This window comes from Pseudomonas sp. NFPP02 (assembly GCF_900119355.1).
Taxonomy (GTDB): Bacteria; Pseudomonadota; Gammaproteobacteria; order Pseudomonadales; family Pseudomonadaceae; genus Aquipseudomonas; species Aquipseudomonas paracarnis.
The window spans coordinates 294,512-311,490 of the sequence record NZ_FPJI01000004.1 but is presented as its reverse complement, the minus strand read 5'-3'; the positions used below and the strand labels follow the sequence as shown (position 1 = coordinate 311,490).

Sequence of the window (16,979 nt, the reverse complement as noted above, 5' to 3'; positions counted from 1 at the left end):
CAATAAAAGCAGGGAGTTAGAGATGACTGCTCAGGTTTCATCCCAAGCAAGCCACGCCGAGGTGCAGCAGGACGCTGTCCTGGCAAGCGTGCGCAACCATATCGGCCACCTCACCCTCAATCGTCCCGCTGGCTTGAACGCCATCACCCTGGACATGGTCCGCCAGTTAACCGCGCATTTGCAGGCCTGGGCCGACGATGCCGAGGTCTATGCCGTGGTACTGCGCGGCGCCGGTGAGAAAGCCTTTTGCGCCGGCGGCGACATCCGCTCGCTGTACGACAGCTTCAAGCAAGGCGACACCCTGCACCAGGACTTCTTCGTCGAGGAATATGCCCTCGACCTGGCCATTCACCACTACCGCAAACCCGTACTGGCGTTGATGGACGGCTTCGTCCTCGGCGGTGGCATGGGCCTGGTGCAAGGCGCGGACCTGCGGGTAGTCACCGAACGCAGCCGCCTGGCGATGCCGGAAGTGGCCATCGGCTACTTCCCGGATGTCGGCGGCAGCTATTTCCTCTCACGCATTCCGGGTGAGTTGGGTACTTACCTTGGGGTGACTGGCGTGCAGATCCGTGCGGCCGATGCGTTGTACTGCGGATTGGCAGACTGGTACATCGACAGCGCCAAGTGGGTTGAGCTGGATCAGAAACTCGACGGCCTGCAATGGCATGACTCACCGCTCAAGGACCTGCAAGGCGCACTCGCCAAGCTCGCCGTGCAGCAATTGCCCGACGCCCCCTTGGCGGCCTTGCGCCCGGCCATTGACCACTTTTTCGGGTTGCCGGACGTGCCCAGCATCGTCGAGCAACTGCAACAAGTCACCGTGGCCGATAGCCATGACTGGGCGCTGACCACCGCCAACCTCATGCAGACCCGCTCGCCCCTGGCCATGGCCGTGACCCTGGAGATGCTGCGCCGTGGCCGCCACTTGCCACTGGAACAGTGCTTTGCCCTCGAACTGCATCTGGATCGCCAATGGTTCGAGCGCGGCGACCTGATCGAAGGGGTTCGCGCACTGATCATCGACAAGGACAAGACTCCGAAGTGGAACCCGCCCACCCTCCATGCGCTGGATGCCAGCCATGTGGACAGCTTCTTCCGCGACTTCGTGCAGATTGGGAAATAAGCCATGCAAGATCTTGAATACACTGAAGAACAAGTGATGATCCGCGACATGGCGCGGGATTTTGCCCGAGGCGAAATCGCCCCCCATGCCCAAGCCTGGGAAAAAGCCGGCTGGATCGACGACGCCCTGGTGGCGAAGATGGGCGAGCTGGGCCTGCTAGGCATGGTCGTCCCGGAAGAATGGGGTGGCACCTATGTCGATTACGTCGCCTATGCCCTGGCCGTGGAGGAAATATCCGCCGGTGACGCTGCGACGGGCGCGTTGATGAGCATCCATAATTCAGTGGGTTGCGGGCCGATCCTCAACTACGGCACAACCGAACAGAAACACACCTGGCTGGCCGAACTCGCCAGTGGCCAGGCCATCGGTTGCTTCTGCCTGACCGAACCCCAGGCCGGTTCCGAAGCCCATAACCTGCGCACCCGTGCCGAGCTGCGTGATGGCCAATGGGTCATCAATGGCGCCAAGCAGTTTGTCAGCAACGGCAAGCGGGCCAAGTTGGCCATCGTGTTCGCCGTGACCGATCCAGACTTGGGCAAGAAAGGCATTTCGGCGTTTCTGGTGCCCACCGATACCCCAGGTTTCGTGGTCGACCGCACCGAGCACAAGATGGGCATTCGTGCGTCAGACACCTGCGCCGTTACCCTCAACCAATGCAAGGTTCCCGAAGCCAATCTGTTGGGTGAGCGCGGGAAGGGGCTGGCCATCGCCCTCTCCAACCTGGAAGGCGGCCGCATTGGTATCGCCGCCCAGGCCCTGGGCGTCGCCCGCGCCGCGTTTGAAGCCGCGCTGGCCTACGCCCGTGATCGGGTGCAGTTCGACAAGGCAATCATCGAACACCAGAGCGTGGCCAACCTGCTGGCCGACATGCAAACCCAGCTCAACGCTGCGCGCCTGCTGATCCTTCACGCCGCACGCCTGCGCACTGCCGGCAAACCGTGCTTGTCCGAAGCCTCCCAGGCCAAGCTGTTCGCCTCGGAAATGGCTGAGCGGGTCTGCTCCAAAGCGATGCAGATCCATGGTGGGTATGGGTATCTGGAGGATTACCCGGTGGAGCGTTACTACCGGGATGCACGGATCACGCAGATTTATGAAGGAACCAGCGAGATTCAGCGGATGGTGATTGCCAGGGAGTTGAAAAACTACCAGCTCTAACGGACATGACACCATCGCCTTCTGTAGGAGCGAGCTTGCTCGCGAAAAACGTCAACGATAACGCGTGCTTGCTGACTGACCGCGGCGTCTGTGAGCTTCTCGCGAGCAAGCTCGCTCCTACAAAAATGCCTTGACCGTCTGGCATTATGGCTTGCCTGCGATGCAGACACCTCGGTCCATCAGCTAACCGAGGCGATGCCATCGCAGGCAAGCCAGCTCCCACCGTTGCTATGCGGGGTTTGGCAGGGTTATTTATCCTTGAATTCCGGCGTCCGCTTGGCCACGAATGCGGCCATGCCTTCCTTCTGATCCTGGGTCGCGAACGCCGCATGAAACACCCGGCGCTCAAAGCGCACGCCTTCGGACAGGCTGACTTCAAACGCACGGTTCACGCTTTCCTTGACCATCATGCTGATCGGTACGGATTTACCAGCGATCAGGGTGGCCACTTTCAGCGCTTCTTCCAGCAACTCATCGGCGGGCACAATACGCGCGACAATCCCGCAGCGCTCGGCCTCTACCGCGTCAATAAAACGCCCGGTCAGGCACATTTCCATGGCCTTGGCCTTGCCCACTGCACGGGTCAGGCGCTGGGTGCCGCCCATGCCCGGCAGCACGCCCAGATTGATTTCCGGCTGACCGAATTTGGCGGTGTCGCCGGCAAGGATAAAGTCACACATCAGGGCCAGTTCGCAGCCACCGCCCAGGGCGAAGCCATTCACGGCGGCGATGATCGGCTTGCGGCGATTGGCCACGCGATCGCTGTCGCTGAACAAGTCGTCCATATAGATCTGCGGGTAGGTCAGCTCGGCCATTTCCTTGATGTCGGCACCGGCCGCGAAGGCTTTTTTCGAGCCAGTCAGCACGATGCAGCCAATTTCAGGGTTGGCTTCCAGGCTGTCCAGCGCCTGGTTCAGCTCACTGACCAGTTGTGCATTCAAGGCGTTCAGTGCGCTGGGACGGTTGAGCGTGATCAGCCCGACACGGCCCTGGACGTCAAGCAGGATTGTTTCGTAACTCATGTATCGGCTCCTTAAAGATTGCGTGAGATGACCATGCGTTGAATATCGCTGGTGCCTTCGTAAATCTGGCAGACCCGCACGTCGCGGTAGATCCGCTCAAGGGGGAAGTCGTTCAGGTAACCGTAACCGCCCAAGGTTTGCAAGGCGGCCGAGCAGACTTTCTCGGCCATTTCGGACGCAAACAGCTTGGCCATGGACGCTTCCACCAGCGCCGGCTTGCCACTGTCACGCAGGGCGGCGGCGTAATGCACCATCTGCCGGGCGACGGCGATCTGGGTGGCCATGTCGGCCAGGCGAAAGGCCACGGCCTGGTGTTCGATCAACGGCTTGCCAAAGCTTTCACGCTCACGGGCGTAGTCGCGGGCCGCTTCGAAGGCGGCGCGGGCCATGCCCACCGACTGGGAGGCGATGCCCACGCGGCCACCTTCCAGGTTGGCCAAGGCGATTTTGTAGCCCTCGCCCTCCTCGCCCAGACGGTTGGCCACCGGTACTTTCACGTCTTCAAACAGGATCTGACAAGTGTCCGAGGCATGCTGCCCCAGCTTGTCTTCCACCCGTGCCACGGTATAACCGGGCGAATCGGTGGGCACGATAAACGCGCTGATTCCACGCTTGCCTGCGGCGGGGTCAGTGACCGCAAACACAATCACGATCCCGGCGTTTTGCCCGGAGGTGATGAACTGTTTGCAGCCGTTGAGTACATAGTGGTCGCCTTCAAGGCGCGCACGGGTTTTCAGGCTGCTGGCGTCGGAGCCGGCCTGGGGTTCGGTCAGCGCGAAGGCACCGAGCATGGCGCCGCTGGCCAGGGGCGTGAGGAACTGCTCTTTCTGCTGGTCATTGCCAAACTTGAGGATCGGTACGCAACCCACCGAGTTGTGCACGCTCATGATCGTGGAGCAGGCACCGTCGCCAGCGGCGATTTCTTCCAGGGCCATGGCGTAGGCAAGGTAACCGGTGTCGCAACCGCCCCACTGTTCCGGGACCAGCATGCCGAAAAATCCCAGTTCGGCCATTTCCCCAATGGCCTCCTTGGGAAAACGATGCTCGCGGTCCCACTCGGCGGCGAAGGGTTTCAAACGCTCCTGGGCAAATTGCCGGGCGGCGTCGCTGATTTGCAGTTGTTCGTCATTGGGCAACATTGGTCATCCTCAATACAGGCATTCAACGGCCATGGCCGTGGCTTCACCGCCGCCAATGCAGATAGCGGCGACGCCACGCTTGAGGCCCTTCTGGCGCAGGGCCGCGAGCAACGTCACCAGGATGCGTGCGCCGGAGGCACCAATGGGGTGGCCCAATGCACAGGCACCACCATGCACGTTGACCTTGTCGTGGGGAATCTCCAGCTTGCTCATGGTCACCAGGCTGACCACGGCGAAGGCCTCGTTGATTTCGAACAGGTCCACCTCGTCGAGGCTCCAGCCGGTCTTGCTCATCAGTTTGCGAATTGCCCCCACCGGCGCCACCGGAAACAGCCCAGGCTCATCGGCAAACGCGGCGTGCCCGTGGATCACTGCCAACGGCTTAAGGCCACGCTTGAGCGCCTCGGACTCACGCATCAGCAACAACGCCGCGGCGCCATCGGAGATCGAGCTGGAGTTGGCTGCTGTCACTGTACCGCCGTCACGGAACGCCGGTTTAAGGCTGGCAATCTTGTCCAGCCTGGCTTTCGGCGGTTGCTCATCGTGCAGAATGGTTTTTTGTTCCTTGCCCACGGTGACCTGCACCGGGACGATTTCACTGGCAAAGCTGCCGTGGGTGATGGCCTCTTGTGCGCGGGTCAGGGAAGCGATGGCAAACGCGTCCTGGGCTTCCCGGGTAAAACCATTGTGCTCGGCGCAGTCCTCGGCAAAGGTGCCCATCAGGCGCCCCTTGTCGTAAGCATCTTCGAGGCCGTCGAGGAACATATGGTCCAGCACCTTGCCGTGGCCCATGCGGTAGCCGCTGCGCGCACGATCCAGCAGGTACGGGGCGTTGGACATGCTTTCCATGCCGCCTGCGATCACCACATCCACGCTGCCAGCGCGCAGCGAATCGTGGGCCAGAATCGTCGCTTCCATGCCGGAACCGCACATTTTGTTGAGGGTGGTGCAGCGCGTGCCCTTGTCCAACCCGGCGCCCAGGGCAGCCTGGCGGGCAGGCGCCTGTCCAAGCCCGGCGGGCAGCACACAGCCAAACAGCACTTCGTCGACAGCATCGGTGGCGATACCGGCACGCTCGACCGCCGCACGAATGGCGGCTGCGCCCAGCTGCGGTGCGGTCAGGCTTTTGAGGTCGCCCTGGAAACCGCCCATGGGCGTGCGCACGGCGCTGACAATAACAATAGGGTCGTTCATGGCAATTGCTCCTTATTTGGCGGCCATGCGCAAGGCACCGTCGAGACGGATCACCTCGCCATTGAGCATGCTGTTTTCAACGATGTGGCGTACCAGCGCGGCATATTCGGCGGGCTTGCCCAGGCGTGGCGGGAACGGCACGCCGGCAGCCAGCGAGTTGCGGACTTCGTCGGTCATGCCGGCCATCATCGGGGTTTCGAAAATGCCCGGTGCAATGGTCATCACGCGGATACCAAAGCGCGCCAGTTCCCGTGCGGCAGGCAAGGTGAGGCTGGCGATCGCGCCCTTGGAGGCGGCGTACGCAGCCTGGCCGATCTGCCCATCGAATGCCGCCACCGAGGCGGTATTGATGATAACGCCGCGCTCGCCGTCGGCATTCGCCTCGGTTTCAGCGATAGCCGCAGCGGCCAGGCGCAGCAGGTTGAAGCTGCCGACCAGGTTGACGTTGATCACCTGGGCAAAGCTTGCCAGGCCGTGCGGGCCATTCTTGCCGAGGATCTTCTCGCCGCGCACCACACCCGCGCAGTTGACCAGGCCATGCAAGCCACCAAAGGCCTCGACCGCCGCCTTCACCGCCGCTTCTGCAGCGGCTTCCTGGCTGATGTCTGCTACGGCACTGCGGGCGTTGTCGCCCAGTTGCTCGGCCTTGGCGGCCACGGCGTCAGCGTTCATGTCCACCAGCATCACCTTGGCACCTGCGGCGACCAGCATTTCAGCCGTGGCCGCGCCGAGGCCCGACGCGCCGCCGCTGACCAGGAATACCTTGTTTTCAATCTGCATCGTTGTTTCCTTTTAAAGGGATCACGCCACGGCCGCCTGGGCCTTGGCTATTTCCTGATTGCGCAAAATAAAGCGTTGCAGCTTGCCGCTCGGGGTCTTGGGCAAGTCGCTGACAAATTCGATTTCCCGCGGGTACGCATGGGCGGCCAGGCGCTGACGCACATGCAGGCGCAACTCTTCAGCCAGCTCCGGGGTGGCACGGTATTGCTCACTGATCACCACAAAGGCTTTGACCAGCTCGGTGCGCTCCGGGCAAGGCTTTCCGACCACGGCAGCCTCGACCACCGCAGGGTGTTCCACCAACGCGCTTTCCACATCGAAAGGGCCCACGCGGTAGCCGGATGTAGTGATCACGTCGTCGCTGCGCCCGACAAAGCTGATGCTGCCGTCCGGGTTCAGCTCCACGGTGTCGCCGCTGAGGTAGTACTTGCCGACGAACGCCTTGGTTTTCACGCCGTCGTACCCGGCAAACCAGCACATAGGCGATTGCTCGCGGTCGATGGCAAGGATGCCGGGTTGGCCGGCTGGCAGCTCCTGATGGTTGTCATCCAGCACCACGATGCGATGCCCTGGCGAGGCAAAACCCGCCGAGCCGACATGCACCGGATGCGCCAAACCATGGTGATTGCACAGCACCATGCCCAGCTCGGTCTGGCCGTAATGGTCGTGGATGGTCACGCCCAGGTTGTCGGCGAACCAGCGGATCACCTCCGGGTTCAATGGCTCGCCGGCGCTGCTGACGATGCGCAGCTTGCCCTTGATCGAACGGGCGAACTGTTCGCCACCGGCAATCAACAGCCGATACGCCGTGGGCGAACCGGTCAGGTTGGTGATCGCGTATTTATTGATGACCCGGCAGGTGCTTTCCAAAGTGAACGGGCCATCGTAGAAGGTAATCGGGTGCCCCATGGACAACGGCCCGGTCACGCCGAAATAGATGCCATAGGCCCACCCAGGGTCGGCAACGTTCCAGAACGCGTCCTCGGGGCGCAAGTCCACGGCGTCGCGCATATAGCCCTGGAACGCGACGATGGCCTTGAGCGGTACCGACAGCGCCTTGGACGGGCCGGTGGTGCCGGAGGTGAACATCAGCAGGAACGGCTCCTCTGCGCCCAGCAGCACCGGCTCGCAGTGAGAAGAGTAATTGGGCAGTTCGGCCCAGAAGCTGTAGTCGCCCCGCACGATACCTTCGCCTTTAGCCCCGGCGACTGTGACGATGGTCGGGCAGTCGGCGACCTCCGCCAGCTTGGGACGGTTCACTGCATCGGTGACTACCAGCGCTGCGCCAGAGCTGTTCAAGCGATGTTCAATCGCCTTGGGTCCGAACGCGGTAAACAGCGGCTGATAGACCGCGCCGATGCGCCACGTTGCCAGCACGACCACCAACAATTCGGCAGTGCGAGGCAACAGGCCCGCCACTTTGTCACCGCGCTTGACGCCCTGGGCCAGCAGGAAGTTGGCGAAACGTGCGGCCTGCTCCTGCAGTTCGGTAAAGGTAGAGGTGGCGCTGCGCCCGTCCTTGCCTTCCCAGAACAACGCGATGCGCCCCGGCAGCGCGTGACGGTCACAGCATTCAACACAGGCATTGAGCGCCTGCAGATTGCCGGCCAGTGCGGCGTCGGCGGTATGCTGGTAATCAAACTCGGTAGTGGCAGCCAAATACTCACGCATCGCTTCCTATCCTTCTGTGTTTTTATTTTCAGGACGTTTACAACTCGATAAACCGCTGAAATAGTCGCTCCAGAGCGGCGCAGCGGCAATGGTCAAAGCCTTCAACTTGGCTGACTGGTTTGGCCAGTCCGTAGTGAACACGGGGGCTTTTTCGCTTTTCTGTGGGAGCGGGCTTGCCCGCGAAGGCGGTGGGTCAGTCACCCCGACTGTCACTGCACCACCGCTTTCGCAGGCAAGCCTGCTCCCACAGGGTTATGTACTGCCGGTTCCCACGTTAGTCATTGAGTTGACTGATCAGACGGTCGATCCAAGTGATTGGACGCGATGCATAGCAGCTTCTAATCTGACAGCCTGCTCCGCCACAGAAGCCCTCCATGATCGTTCGCCCTAAACCCAACGTCCTGGGTATCCTGTTCTCCCTCAAAGGCTCCATTGCCAAGCGCATTGCCTGGCGCAGCCTGCTGGTCACGCTGTTGGCCTCGGTCATCGTGCTGGTGGAAACCCTGCACCCCGCCTATTTTTCCAAGGTCAACGCTACGCCCTTCACCTTGTTGGGCCTGTCACTGTCGATCTTCATGAGTTTTCGCAACAACGCCTGCTACGACCGTTGGTGGGAGGGCCGCAAGCAACTGGGGCAAATGGTCATTGACGTGCGCTCGCTGATTCGCGAGACCCAGGTGCTGGGGGACACCGCCGAGCGTGCTGGCCTGCTGCGCGGCCTGTGCGGTTTTGCCCATGGCTTGGTCGCGCATTTGCGCCATGAAGATCAAGCCCGGGCGATACACCCGTGGATCAGCGTGCCAGCGAGCCACCCCAACCTGCCGGACAGCGTGCTGCAAGCAGTCGGTGCGCGCTTTTCGGTCCTGGCACAACAGGGCGTGATCAGCGAATGGCGCTACACCCAACTGGAAGCCCGGCTGGTCAGCCTGAGCCAGGTGCAGGCGGCATGCGAGCGCATCAAGACCACACCACTGCCCTTTCCCTACACCCTGCTGTTGCACCGCACCATCTACCTGTTCTGCATCTTGCTGCCATTCGCCATGGCCGAGCCTCTTGGCTGGTTGACGCCAGTGTTCACCGCGATTGTCAGCTACACCTTCTTTGGCCTGGATGCGATTGGCGATGAATTGGAAGACCCCTTCGGCTTCGACGAAAACGACTTGCCGTGTGACGCTATCCTGCGGACATTGGAGCGCGAGATCCTCTCCGCCTTGGGTGAAGTCAACCTGCCGCCAGCGTTGGAGCCAGCGGACTACGTGCTGACCTGACGCGGGTTTGACACTCGCCTCGCACTGACCGAAGCTTGGAACTTTGCTGCCCAAGCTTTCGGACGCCTGCATGTCAAAGTCTCGCCGTTACTCCATCATCGGCCTGTGCGCCCTGTTGCTGATCGTACTGATCACCTGGTTTTTCTCCCGTACCCCGGCAGTGGCCGTCCCCCCGGCCATCGCCCATGGCTATTCCAAGGCCTTGAAGCAGGCGCATAATGGCGAGCCAGGCGCCGCACGTGTGTTGTACCAACAGCTCGGCCGGCCGGACCTGTCGCCCGAGCGCCGCGCCGCCTTGCACGCCGAGCTGCCCAATTACCCCAGCCCCCAGGCGCTGAAACTGGCCGATAAAGACCTCGCCGATAAGTCGGCGCTGGTGCGCGAAGCCGCGATTCACAGCATCGTCGGCTTGGTGCCCACTGGCCAGCGCACCTTACTGCTCGGCCCGGTGCTGGACGATCCGGAACAATCGGTGCGCTTTGCGGCCGCCAACGCCTTGCTCGGCCTGTCGCCCGATACCCTGGGTTTGTACTTTGGCCCACTGCAGCAGGTGCTCGACGAATTCGTGACAACGCTGAAGGCCCAGCCCGAAACGGCTGAAGGCTGGATTCAATTGGCGCGCCTGTACATCCACAGCGCCCTGCTGCCGGAGGCGCAAAACGCCCTGGAGCAGGCAATGCGCTTGCAGCCGGACAACCTGCAAGCGGTGGTATCGCAAATCGAACTGCTGGACAAACAAGGAAAGACTGACGAGTCGCGTCAACTGCTGGCCCGACAATTGGCTGCGCACCCCGAATCGGCCTACCTGCAACATGCTCTGGGCATGTGGCTGCTGCACCATGGCGAGCGGCCCTACGCCCTGCTCGGCCTGTCCAAGGCGGTGGAGCTTGCGCCGGACAACCCGGATTATCGCTACGACCTGGCCACGACCCTGCACGCCCAGGACGAAGTAGAGGCGGCCCAGCGCCAGTTGGAAGAAATCGTCCAGCGTCACCCCGCCAACCGCAAAGCCCGCGTGCTGCTGGTCACCTACTGGAAAGAGACCGGCCAGTTGCAGAACGTCCAGGTGCTGCTCGCTCAACTGGAGCAACAGAACCCGGATGATCCGGCGCTACAGCAGGGCCTGTAGGAGCGAGCTTGCTCGCGAAGATCGTTAACGATAACGCGGACTGCCTGGTTCACCGTGGCGCCCTTCAGATCTTCGCGAGCAAGCTCGCTCCTACACGGCTGCATTTCTTACAAAACGTTGAACCGCTACGTGCCACTACGGTCAAGTGAATATGGCGCGTCCCATTCGGCGTGCCCCTCTACTTGTACGTGACCTGAGGGCACTTCTTGAGTACATCCAAACAGCTGTTGAGTGAAAAGGCGGCCACCGGCGTCGAAGGTCTTGATGACATTCTTGCCGGGGGGCTATCGCGAAGCCACGTGTTTTTGCTCGAAGGCGAACCCGGCACCGGTAAAACCACCGTGGCCCTGCATTTTCTGCGGGCCGGTGCGCAGAACGGCGAACGTTGCTTATATATCACCCTGTCCGAAACCGAGCACGAACTGCGCCAGGGTGCCAAATCCCACGGCTGGGACTTGGATGAGCATATTCATATCTTCGAGCTGACCCCACCGGAAAGCCTGCTCAACGCCGATCACCAGCAAAGTCTGCTGTATTCCTCCGACCTGGAACTGGGTGAAGCCACCCGCCAGATCTTTGAAGTGGTAGAACGGGTCAAGCCGACCCGCGTGGTGGTCGACAGCCTGTCTGAGATCCGCCTTTTGGCGCAAAGCTCCTTGCGCTATCGCCGGCAGATCCTGGCGATCAAGCACTACTTCGTACGCTATGACGCCACCGTACTGCTGCTGGACGACCTGACCACCGAGTCCCTGGATAAAACCGTGCACAGCGTGGCCCACGGCGTGATTCGCCTGGAAGAACTGACCCCCACCTACGGTGCCGAGCGTCGGCGTATCCGCGTAGTGAAATACCGTGGCCAGAAATACCGTGGCGGCTTTCATGATTTCACCATCATGGGCGACGGCATTCACGTGTTCCCGCGCCTCGTAGCGGCCGAGCATCGCGGTGGTTATAACCGTCAAACGTTGAGCAGTGGCATCGAGGAGTTGGACTCTTTGCTCGGCGGTGGTATCGAGACCGGCTCCAGCAGCCTGATTCTCGGCCCGGCGGGCACCGGCAAGTCGCTGATCTCGATGATCTTCGCCGCCGCCGCCGTGGCGCGAGGCGAAAAGGCTGCGCTGTTTATCTTCGATGAAGAACTGGGCCTGCTGTTCGAGCGCATGAAAAACATGGGCATTGATCTCGCCGCGCTACGGGACACCGGCAACCTGCTGATCGAACAGGTAGACGCCGCTGAACTCTCCCCCGGCGAATTTTCGCACCGGGTTCGTCGCTGCGTGGATGAGCGCGGCATCAAGACGGTGGTCATCGACAGTATCAACGGCTACCAGGCCGCAATGCCTGAAGAAAACGCGTTGATCCTCCATATGCATGAGCTGTTGCTGTACCTCAACCGCCGCGGTGCCGCGACCTTCATGACGGTGGCCCAGCACGGCCTGGTGGGCGATATGCAGACCCCGGTCGACATCACCTACCTGGCTGACACCGTGATCCTGCTGCGTTACTTCGAGGCTCTGGGCAAAGTTCGCCGGGCCATTTCGATCATCAAGAAAAGGACTGGCTCCCATGAGTCGACTATCCGCGAATATCGCATCGGCAGCCGTGGCATGACCGTGGGTGTTCCCCTGGATAACTTCCAGGGTGTGCTGCGCGGCATTCCAACCTATATGGGCGCCGGCTCCCCTCTGCTCAAGGATGAGGGCTAGTGCCGGCCCTCTCCCCCATCTCCGAGCGCGCCATCGTGCTGGCGCCCATGGGCCGCGATGGTTCATTGGCGCTGATGATGCTTAACGAAGCCGGCTACAGCGGGATCGTCGCCAGCAACCTGGGGCAAGTGTGCGAAGAACTGGCGCAAGGCGCCGGCCTGCTCATCATTGCCGCCGAGGCGCTGCGTGGCGTAGACCTTGAACCACTGCTCGAGCAATTGCACCAGCAGCCGGCGTGGTCCGACCTGCCGATCGTGCTGATGACCCATCATGGCGGCAAAGAGCAGAACGGCTCCACCCGGCTCAGTGGCTTGCTGGGCAACGTGACGTTTCTGGAGCGGCCTTTCCACCCCATTACCCTGATCAGCCTGGTGAGCGCCGCGCTGCGCGGTCGGCGTCGCCAATACGAAGCACGGGACCGGTTGATTGACTTGAGCGAGAGTGAACTGCGGCTGCAGCGCACCCTGGAAACGCTTGAACAGCAAGTGGAAGAACGCACGGCTCAACTGCGCCATAACGAAGAGGCTTTGCGCCAGTCGCAGAAAATGGAAGCCGTCGGCCAGTTGACCGGCGGTATCGCCCATGACTTCAACAATATGCTCACGGGCATTATCGGCAGCCTGGAACTGCTGCGCAGGCGGGTATCCCGAGGCAAGCTGGATGACCTGGACAGCCTGATCGACCTGGGTGTGACCTCCGCCAATCGCGCGGCCAGCCTCACACACCGGTTGCTGGCGTTTTCGCGCCGACAATCGCTTGACTCCAAGCCCGTGCAGATCAATCAACTGGTGGCAGCCATGGGCGAGTTGCTGCAACGCAGCATCAACGAAAGCATCAGCCTGGACATGCGTCTGAGCGATGCCCTGTGGACCGCCGAAGCCGACCCGAACCAGCTCGAAAGCGCCTTGCTCAACCTGGTGATCAACGCGCGCGACGCCATGCCCACGGGTGGCACGCTGACCGTGGAGACCACCAATCGCCACCTCGACAGTGTCTTTACCGCCGCCTACGGCACCTTGACCCCGGGCGACTACGTAGAGCTGAGTGTCAGCGACAACGGTTGCGGCATACCGCAACATCTGATGGGCCGCGTGTTCGATCCGTTTTTTACCACCAAACCCATCGGCCAAGGCACCGGTCTTGGGTTGTCGATGATCTACGGCTTCGCTCGTCAGTCTCGTGGGCATGTGACCATCCACAGCGAAGTCAACCAAGGCACGACGGTCAGCCTGTTTCTGCCGCGCTTCATCGGTGAGCCCCAGGCACAGGCGCCGCTCAACCCGACACTGCTGCCGTTTGCCAATGCTGGGGAAACGGTGTTGATTGTCGAGGATGACCCCGCGGTTCGGGTGCTGGTCAGCGCTGTGCTCAAAGAACTGGGGTATGGGTTTATCGAGGCTGGGGATGCGAATACGGCGGTGCCGATTATTGAATCCGAACAGCGCATTGACCTGATGATCAGCGATGTCGGCCTACCCGGTATGAACGGCCGGCAACTGGCGGAAATCGGCCGGCAGATTCGTCCTCAACTCAAGGTATTGTTCATCACCGGCTATGCCGAGCATGCCGCCGTGCGAGGGGGATTCCTGGATCCGGGCATGCAGTTGATCACCAAGCCGTTTACCTTCGATTTATTGACCGCCAAGGTCCGAGAAATGATCAGGGCCTGAGGCGGTCACGCCACCTAAAAAGAAGAGCGTCGAGATGCGCAGAGTCTCAAGTTGTGCGGTATTACGCCAATAACCGCTGGATATGCTCCTGCAGCGTATCCAGATCGAACGGCTTTGCCAGGATCGGCGCATTGCGCGTGATGGGGCTGTGGCAGTCCAGAATTTCCTGCGGGTACCCGCTGATAAAGATCACCTTCAGCTCCGGACGCAATTTGATTGCCGGCTCGGCAATTTGCACGCCCGAGATCCCACCCGGCAGGCGGTAATCGGTCACCATCAAGTCCAGGTGCGGTTTGGTCGCAAGGATTTCGAAGGCCTGCTCCCCGTCGATCGCCTTCAAGACCCGGTAGCCCAAGCCTGCCAGGTACTCGCCCAGCACAAACATAATGGATTCGTCGTCCTCGACGATCAGTACGACATCTTGTGCATCTTCACTCATGGGAAGCCTTTGTCCGGTCAATTGCTGCAGTTACGACCATGGGGTCACGCAGAGGTTGCGTCGGGGTGACGATTGATTTCACTCGGCCACTTCCAAAGGCAGGCATACCCGGAACAGGGCGCCCTCACCTATCTGACTCTCGACCTCAATCGTGCCGCCATGGGCCGCCACGATCTGCTCGGAAATAAACAGGCCCAGGCCCAGGCCGGCTGCGGAATGGTTGGCCGAAACCCGTTCGAACTGTTGGAAAATACGCTTCTGGTTCTCCTCGCTGATACCAATGCCATGGTCGCGTACCTCTACCCGCGCTTCGCCATGCTCGGTATACACCCGCACCTGCACCGGGCTCTTGGCTCCGTAGCGCAGGGCGTTGGTCAGCAGGTTGGTGATCACCTGCTCGATACGGAACTCATCCCAGCAGCCTTGCACCGGGCTTTCGGCCTGCAATTGCATGGACGACTCGGCGGCTGCCACTTGCGGCGCGAAGTTATCCACCAGGTTGCGTACCAGTTGCGCCAGGTCGATGCGTGCCGGGCGAATCGACAGCTTGCCGGTACGGATACGCGACACGTCGAGCATGTCCTCGATCAGGCGGATCAAGCTCTGGATCTGGCGCTCATCGCGGTCAACCATGGCGCGCATCTTGTCCAGGGTAAACGCCGCGGCGTTGTCCCGGGCCAGGTGCATCTTGCGCAGTTGGGTCTCCAGAATCAGCCCGTTGAGGGGCGTACGCACTTCGTGGGCGACAATCGACATGAAGTCGTCACGCATGCGCACCGCCTGTTCCAGCTCGGCCTGGGTGGCCTGCAGGCGCGTGAGCAACAGCTCCTGCTCACGGCGGCTGCGCTCCAGTTCTTCAACTTGCAGCTTCATCGCCTTGCTCTGCCGATACAGGTCGACGAACACATTGACCTTGCTCTTGACCGCATGGATATCCAGCGGCTTGTGCAGGAAGTCCACCGCGCCGCTTTCATATCCCTTGAAGGCGTAGTTGAGTTCGCGGCCAGCGGCGCTGACGAACACGATGGGGATGTTCTTGGTCTTTTCGGTGCCGCGCATCAGTTCGGCCAGTTCGAAACCGTTCATGCCAGGCATCTGCACGTCGAGGATCGCCATGGCGAATTCATGTTCCAGCAACAGGGACAACGCCTCGTCGGCACTCAATGCCTTGAAGACCTGGCGATCCTCACGCTTGATCAGCGCCTCGAGGGCCAGCAGGTTTTCCGGCAGATCGTCGACGATCAGCAGTTTGGCCTGGACAGTACTTAACATGGGAAGGGTTCCAGGGAAGCCAGCAATGAGCCGATTCGGCTCAAGGAAAGAATATGGTCAGGTGTGTGCAAGGCCAGGGCCGCCAGGGGCATGACGGCAATGCGTGCCTCTTGTGGGTCCTGCACGATGGTAATGCCACCCGATTGCTTGACGTGGGCCAGCCCGCTTGCGCCGTCCTGGTTGGCGCCAGTCAACAAAATGGCGAGCAGGCGAGGCCCATACACATCGGCCGCCGAGGAAAACAGGTAGTCGATGGCGGGTCTGGAATGGTGCACCCGGTCTTCCTGGCTCAGGGACAGGCTGCGGTCCTGCTCTACCGAGAGGTGATAACCGGGCCCGGCAAAGTACAAGGTGCCCGCCTCCAGCGCTTCTTTGTCCCTGGCCTCCTTGACCGGGATGTTCAGGCGCCGGGCAAAGACTTCTGCCAGTTGGCTGCGGCGCTCGTCCGGCAGGTGCAGCACGGCAATGATCGGCAGCGCGAAGGTGCTCGGCAACTGGCCGAAAATACTCAGCAACGCCTCAACGCCGCCGGCGGAAGCGCCGACGACGATGGCTTCGATCCCCGAAATCGGGGTGTCTGGCGCGTCGCTCATGATTTTCGGTAAATCCGTTCCTGCTTGACCAAGGGCTCGAATTGCTTGCTGTAGGCGGAAAAATCCAGGGTTTCCTTGCTGCCCAGCACCAAAAAGCCGCGATGACACAGCGACTCATGAAACAAGCCAAACGCTCGATCTTGCAATTTTTTATTGAAATAAATCAATACGTTACGACATGAAATTAATTGAGTTTCTGAGAATACGCTGTCGGTCGCAAGGCTGTGGTCGGCAAAGGTCACGTTCTCGCGCAATGTCTTGTCGAAGATCGCGTAATCGTAAGCCGCTGTGTAGTAGTCAGCAAATGAACGTTGCCCGCCGGCCTGCTGATAATTGGCGGTGTAGGCGCGCACGTTCTCCAGGGAAAAGATGCCCTGCTTGGCTTTATCCAGCGACGCGGGGTTGATGTCCGTGGCGTAGATGATGGTGCGTTCCAGCAAGCCTTCTTCACGCAGCAGGATGGCCATGGAGTACACCTCCTCGCCCGTGCTGCAGCCGGCAATCCAGATCTTGATCGACGGGTAGGTCTTGAGCAGCGGCACGACTTCCTGGCGAATCGCGAGGAAGTGCGACGGGTCGCGAAACATCTCGCTCACCGGAATGGTCAAGAACTGCAGCAACTGCATGAACGCGGCCGGGTCGTGCAACACGCGCTCTTGCAGTGCGGAAATGGTCGCGCAGTCGAACTGACGCAAGGCATGGGCCACACGGCGTTTGACCGACGCGCCCGAGTAGTCGCGAAAGTCATAGCTGTACTTGAGGTAAATCGCCTCGATCAACAGGCGCAGCTCAATATCGCTGCTCTTATCCAAGAA

At 61.0% G+C, this 16,979-nt stretch carries 15 protein-coding genes; 6 read left to right on the top strand and 9 right to left on the bottom strand.

Translation table 11 applies throughout. The features are described 5' to 3' along the window. The first annotated feature begins 22 nt into the window (after nucleotides 1–22). Complete coding sequence (locus BT204_RS09655; protein ID WP_054896509.1) at nucleotides 23–1,126, top strand: enoyl-CoA hydratase/isomerase family protein; 1,104 nt, start codon at nucleotides 23–25, stop codon at nucleotides 1,124–1,126. Nucleotides 1,127–1,129: 3 nt separating this feature from the next. Further along, nucleotides 1,130–2,281: an acyl-CoA dehydrogenase family protein gene (locus BT204_RS09650; RefSeq protein ID WP_072446622.1), complete on the top strand. Its 1,152-nt coding sequence runs from the start codon at nucleotides 1,130–1,132 to the stop codon at nucleotides 2,279–2,281. A 248-nt stretch (nucleotides 2,282–2,529) separates the two neighbouring features. On the opposite strand, the gene BT204_RS09645 is transcribed toward BT204_RS09650, so the two are convergent. The 5 genes from BT204_RS09645 to BT204_RS09625 are packed head-to-tail and all read right to left on the bottom strand — an operon-like array spanning nucleotide 2,530 to nucleotide 8,087. Further along, entirely contained in the window at nucleotides 2,530–3,303 is a 774-nt protein-coding gene (locus tag BT204_RS09645; RefSeq protein ID WP_072446620.1) for an enoyl-CoA hydratase, read from the bottom strand. Between the two features lie 11 nt (nucleotides 3,304–3,314). Then, complete coding sequence (locus BT204_RS09640) at nucleotides 3,315–4,442, bottom strand: acyl-CoA dehydrogenase (protein ID WP_034127453.1); 1,128 nt, start codon at nucleotides 4,440–4,442, stop codon at nucleotides 3,315–3,317. Nucleotides 4,443–4,451: 9 nt separating this feature from the next. Further along, nucleotides 4,452–5,642, bottom strand: coding sequence for an acetyl-CoA C-acyltransferase (locus tag BT204_RS09635; RefSeq protein ID WP_168220193.1), 1,191 nt, complete (start codon nucleotides 5,640–5,642; stop codon nucleotides 4,452–4,454). Nucleotides 5,643–5,648: 6 nt separating this feature from the next. Beyond that, nucleotides 5,649–6,416 carry an SDR family NAD(P)-dependent oxidoreductase gene (locus BT204_RS09630; protein ID WP_072446618.1) on the bottom strand — a complete coding sequence of 256 codons (768 nt, stop codon included), beginning with the start codon at nucleotides 6,414–6,416 and terminating at the stop codon, nucleotides 5,649–5,651. Between the two features lie 21 nt (nucleotides 6,417–6,437). Further along, a complete protein-coding gene (locus tag BT204_RS09625; RefSeq protein WP_054919007.1) occupies nucleotides 6,438–8,087 on the bottom strand; it encodes an AMP-binding protein in 1,650 nt (549 codons plus the stop codon). Between the two features lie 374 nt (nucleotides 8,088–8,461). Here BT204_RS09625 and BT204_RS09620 point away from each other — a divergent pair, with 374 nt between their 5' ends. The 4 genes from BT204_RS09620 (at nucleotide 8,462) to BT204_RS09605 (ending at nucleotide 13,860) form a co-directional block, all read left to right on the top strand. Next, the gene (locus BT204_RS09620; protein ID WP_054919016.1) at nucleotides 8,462–9,355 is read left to right on the top strand and encodes a bestrophin family protein; all 894 of its coding nucleotides are present in this window, start codon (nucleotides 8,462–8,464) and stop codon (nucleotides 9,353–9,355) included. A 70-nt stretch (nucleotides 9,356–9,425) separates the two neighbouring features. Further along, on the top strand, nucleotides 9,426–10,484 hold the full coding sequence (locus BT204_RS09615; RefSeq protein ID WP_054896516.1) for a tetratricopeptide repeat protein: 1,059 nt from the start codon (nucleotides 9,426–9,428) through the stop codon (nucleotides 10,482–10,484). 206 nt (nucleotides 10,485–10,690) lie between these two features. Next, nucleotides 10,691–12,190 (top strand): ATPase domain-containing protein, encoded by a 1,500-nt coding sequence (locus tag BT204_RS09610; RefSeq protein ID WP_034127457.1) that lies wholly within the window; start codon nucleotides 10,691–10,693, stop codon nucleotides 12,188–12,190. Then, on the top strand, nucleotides 12,190–13,860 hold the full coding sequence (locus BT204_RS09605) for an ATP-binding protein (protein WP_034127458.1): 1,671 nt from the start codon (nucleotides 12,190–12,192) through the stop codon (nucleotides 13,858–13,860). The genes BT204_RS09610 and BT204_RS09605 overlap by 1 nt, the downstream gene beginning before the upstream one ends. A gap of 61 nt (nucleotides 13,861–13,921) precedes the next feature. On the opposite strand, the gene BT204_RS09600 is transcribed toward BT204_RS09605, so the two are convergent. The 4 genes from BT204_RS09600 to BT204_RS09585 form a co-directional block, all read right to left on the bottom strand. After that, nucleotides 13,922–14,299, bottom strand: a complete 378-nt coding sequence (locus BT204_RS09600; protein ID WP_032897270.1) for a response regulator — start codon at nucleotides 14,297–14,299, stop codon at nucleotides 13,922–13,924. Nucleotides 14,300–14,377: 78 nt separating this feature from the next. After that, nucleotides 14,378–15,571, bottom strand: a complete 1,194-nt coding sequence (locus tag BT204_RS09595) for a hybrid sensor histidine kinase/response regulator (RefSeq protein ID WP_034127459.1) — start codon at nucleotides 15,569–15,571, stop codon at nucleotides 14,378–14,380. Continuing rightward, entirely contained in the window at nucleotides 15,565–16,164 is a 600-nt protein-coding gene (locus BT204_RS09590) for a chemotaxis protein CheB (protein WP_054896518.1), read from the bottom strand. The genes BT204_RS09595 and BT204_RS09590 overlap by 7 nt, the downstream gene beginning before the upstream one ends. Next, nucleotides 16,161–16,976 carry a CheR family methyltransferase gene (locus BT204_RS09585; protein ID WP_014718485.1) on the bottom strand — a complete coding sequence of 272 codons (816 nt, stop codon included), beginning with the start codon at nucleotides 16,974–16,976 and terminating at the stop codon, nucleotides 16,161–16,163. The genes BT204_RS09590 and BT204_RS09585 overlap by 4 nt, the downstream gene beginning before the upstream one ends. Nucleotides 16,977–16,979: the final 3 nt, after the last annotated feature.

What these genes read in the sequence shown, in the direction of transcription:
- BT204_RS09650 (WP_072446622.1), top strand. Translation starts at nt 1,130, where the DNA reads ATGCAAGATCTTGAATACACTGAAGAACAAGTGATGATCCGCGACATG.
- BT204_RS09590 (WP_054896518.1), bottom strand. Translation starts at nt 16,164, where the DNA reads ATGAGCGACGCGCCAGACACCCCGATTTCGGGGATCGAAGCCATCGTC.
- BT204_RS09630 (WP_072446618.1), bottom strand. Translation starts at nt 6,416, where the DNA reads ATGCAGATTGAAAACAAGGTATTCCTGGTCAGCGGCGGCGCGTCGGGC.
- BT204_RS09625 (WP_054919007.1), bottom strand. Translation starts at nt 8,087, where the DNA reads ATGCGTGAGTATTTGGCTGCCACTACCGAGTTTGATTACCAGCATACC.
- BT204_RS09595 (WP_034127459.1), bottom strand. Translation starts at nt 15,571, where the DNA reads ATGTTAAGTACTGTCCAGGCCAAACTGCTGATCGTCGACGATCTGCCG.
- BT204_RS09620 (WP_054919016.1), top strand. Translation starts at nt 8,462, where the DNA reads ATGATCGTTCGCCCTAAACCCAACGTCCTGGGTATCCTGTTCTCCCTC.
- BT204_RS09640 (WP_034127453.1), bottom strand. Translation starts at nt 4,442, where the DNA reads ATGTTGCCCAATGACGAACAACTGCAAATCAGCGACGCCGCCCGGCAA.
- BT204_RS09645 (WP_072446620.1), bottom strand. Translation starts at nt 3,303, where the DNA reads ATGAGTTACGAAACAATCCTGCTTGACGTCCAGGGCCGTGTCGGGCTG.
- BT204_RS09615 (WP_054896516.1), top strand. Translation starts at nt 9,426, where the DNA reads ATGTCAAAGTCTCGCCGTTACTCCATCATCGGCCTGTGCGCCCTGTTG.
- BT204_RS09600 (WP_032897270.1), bottom strand. Translation starts at nt 14,299, where the DNA reads ATGAGTGAAGATGCACAAGATGTCGTACTGATCGTCGAGGACGACGAA.
- BT204_RS09655 (WP_054896509.1), top strand. Translation starts at nt 23, where the DNA reads ATGACTGCTCAGGTTTCATCCCAAGCAAGCCACGCCGAGGTGCAGCAG.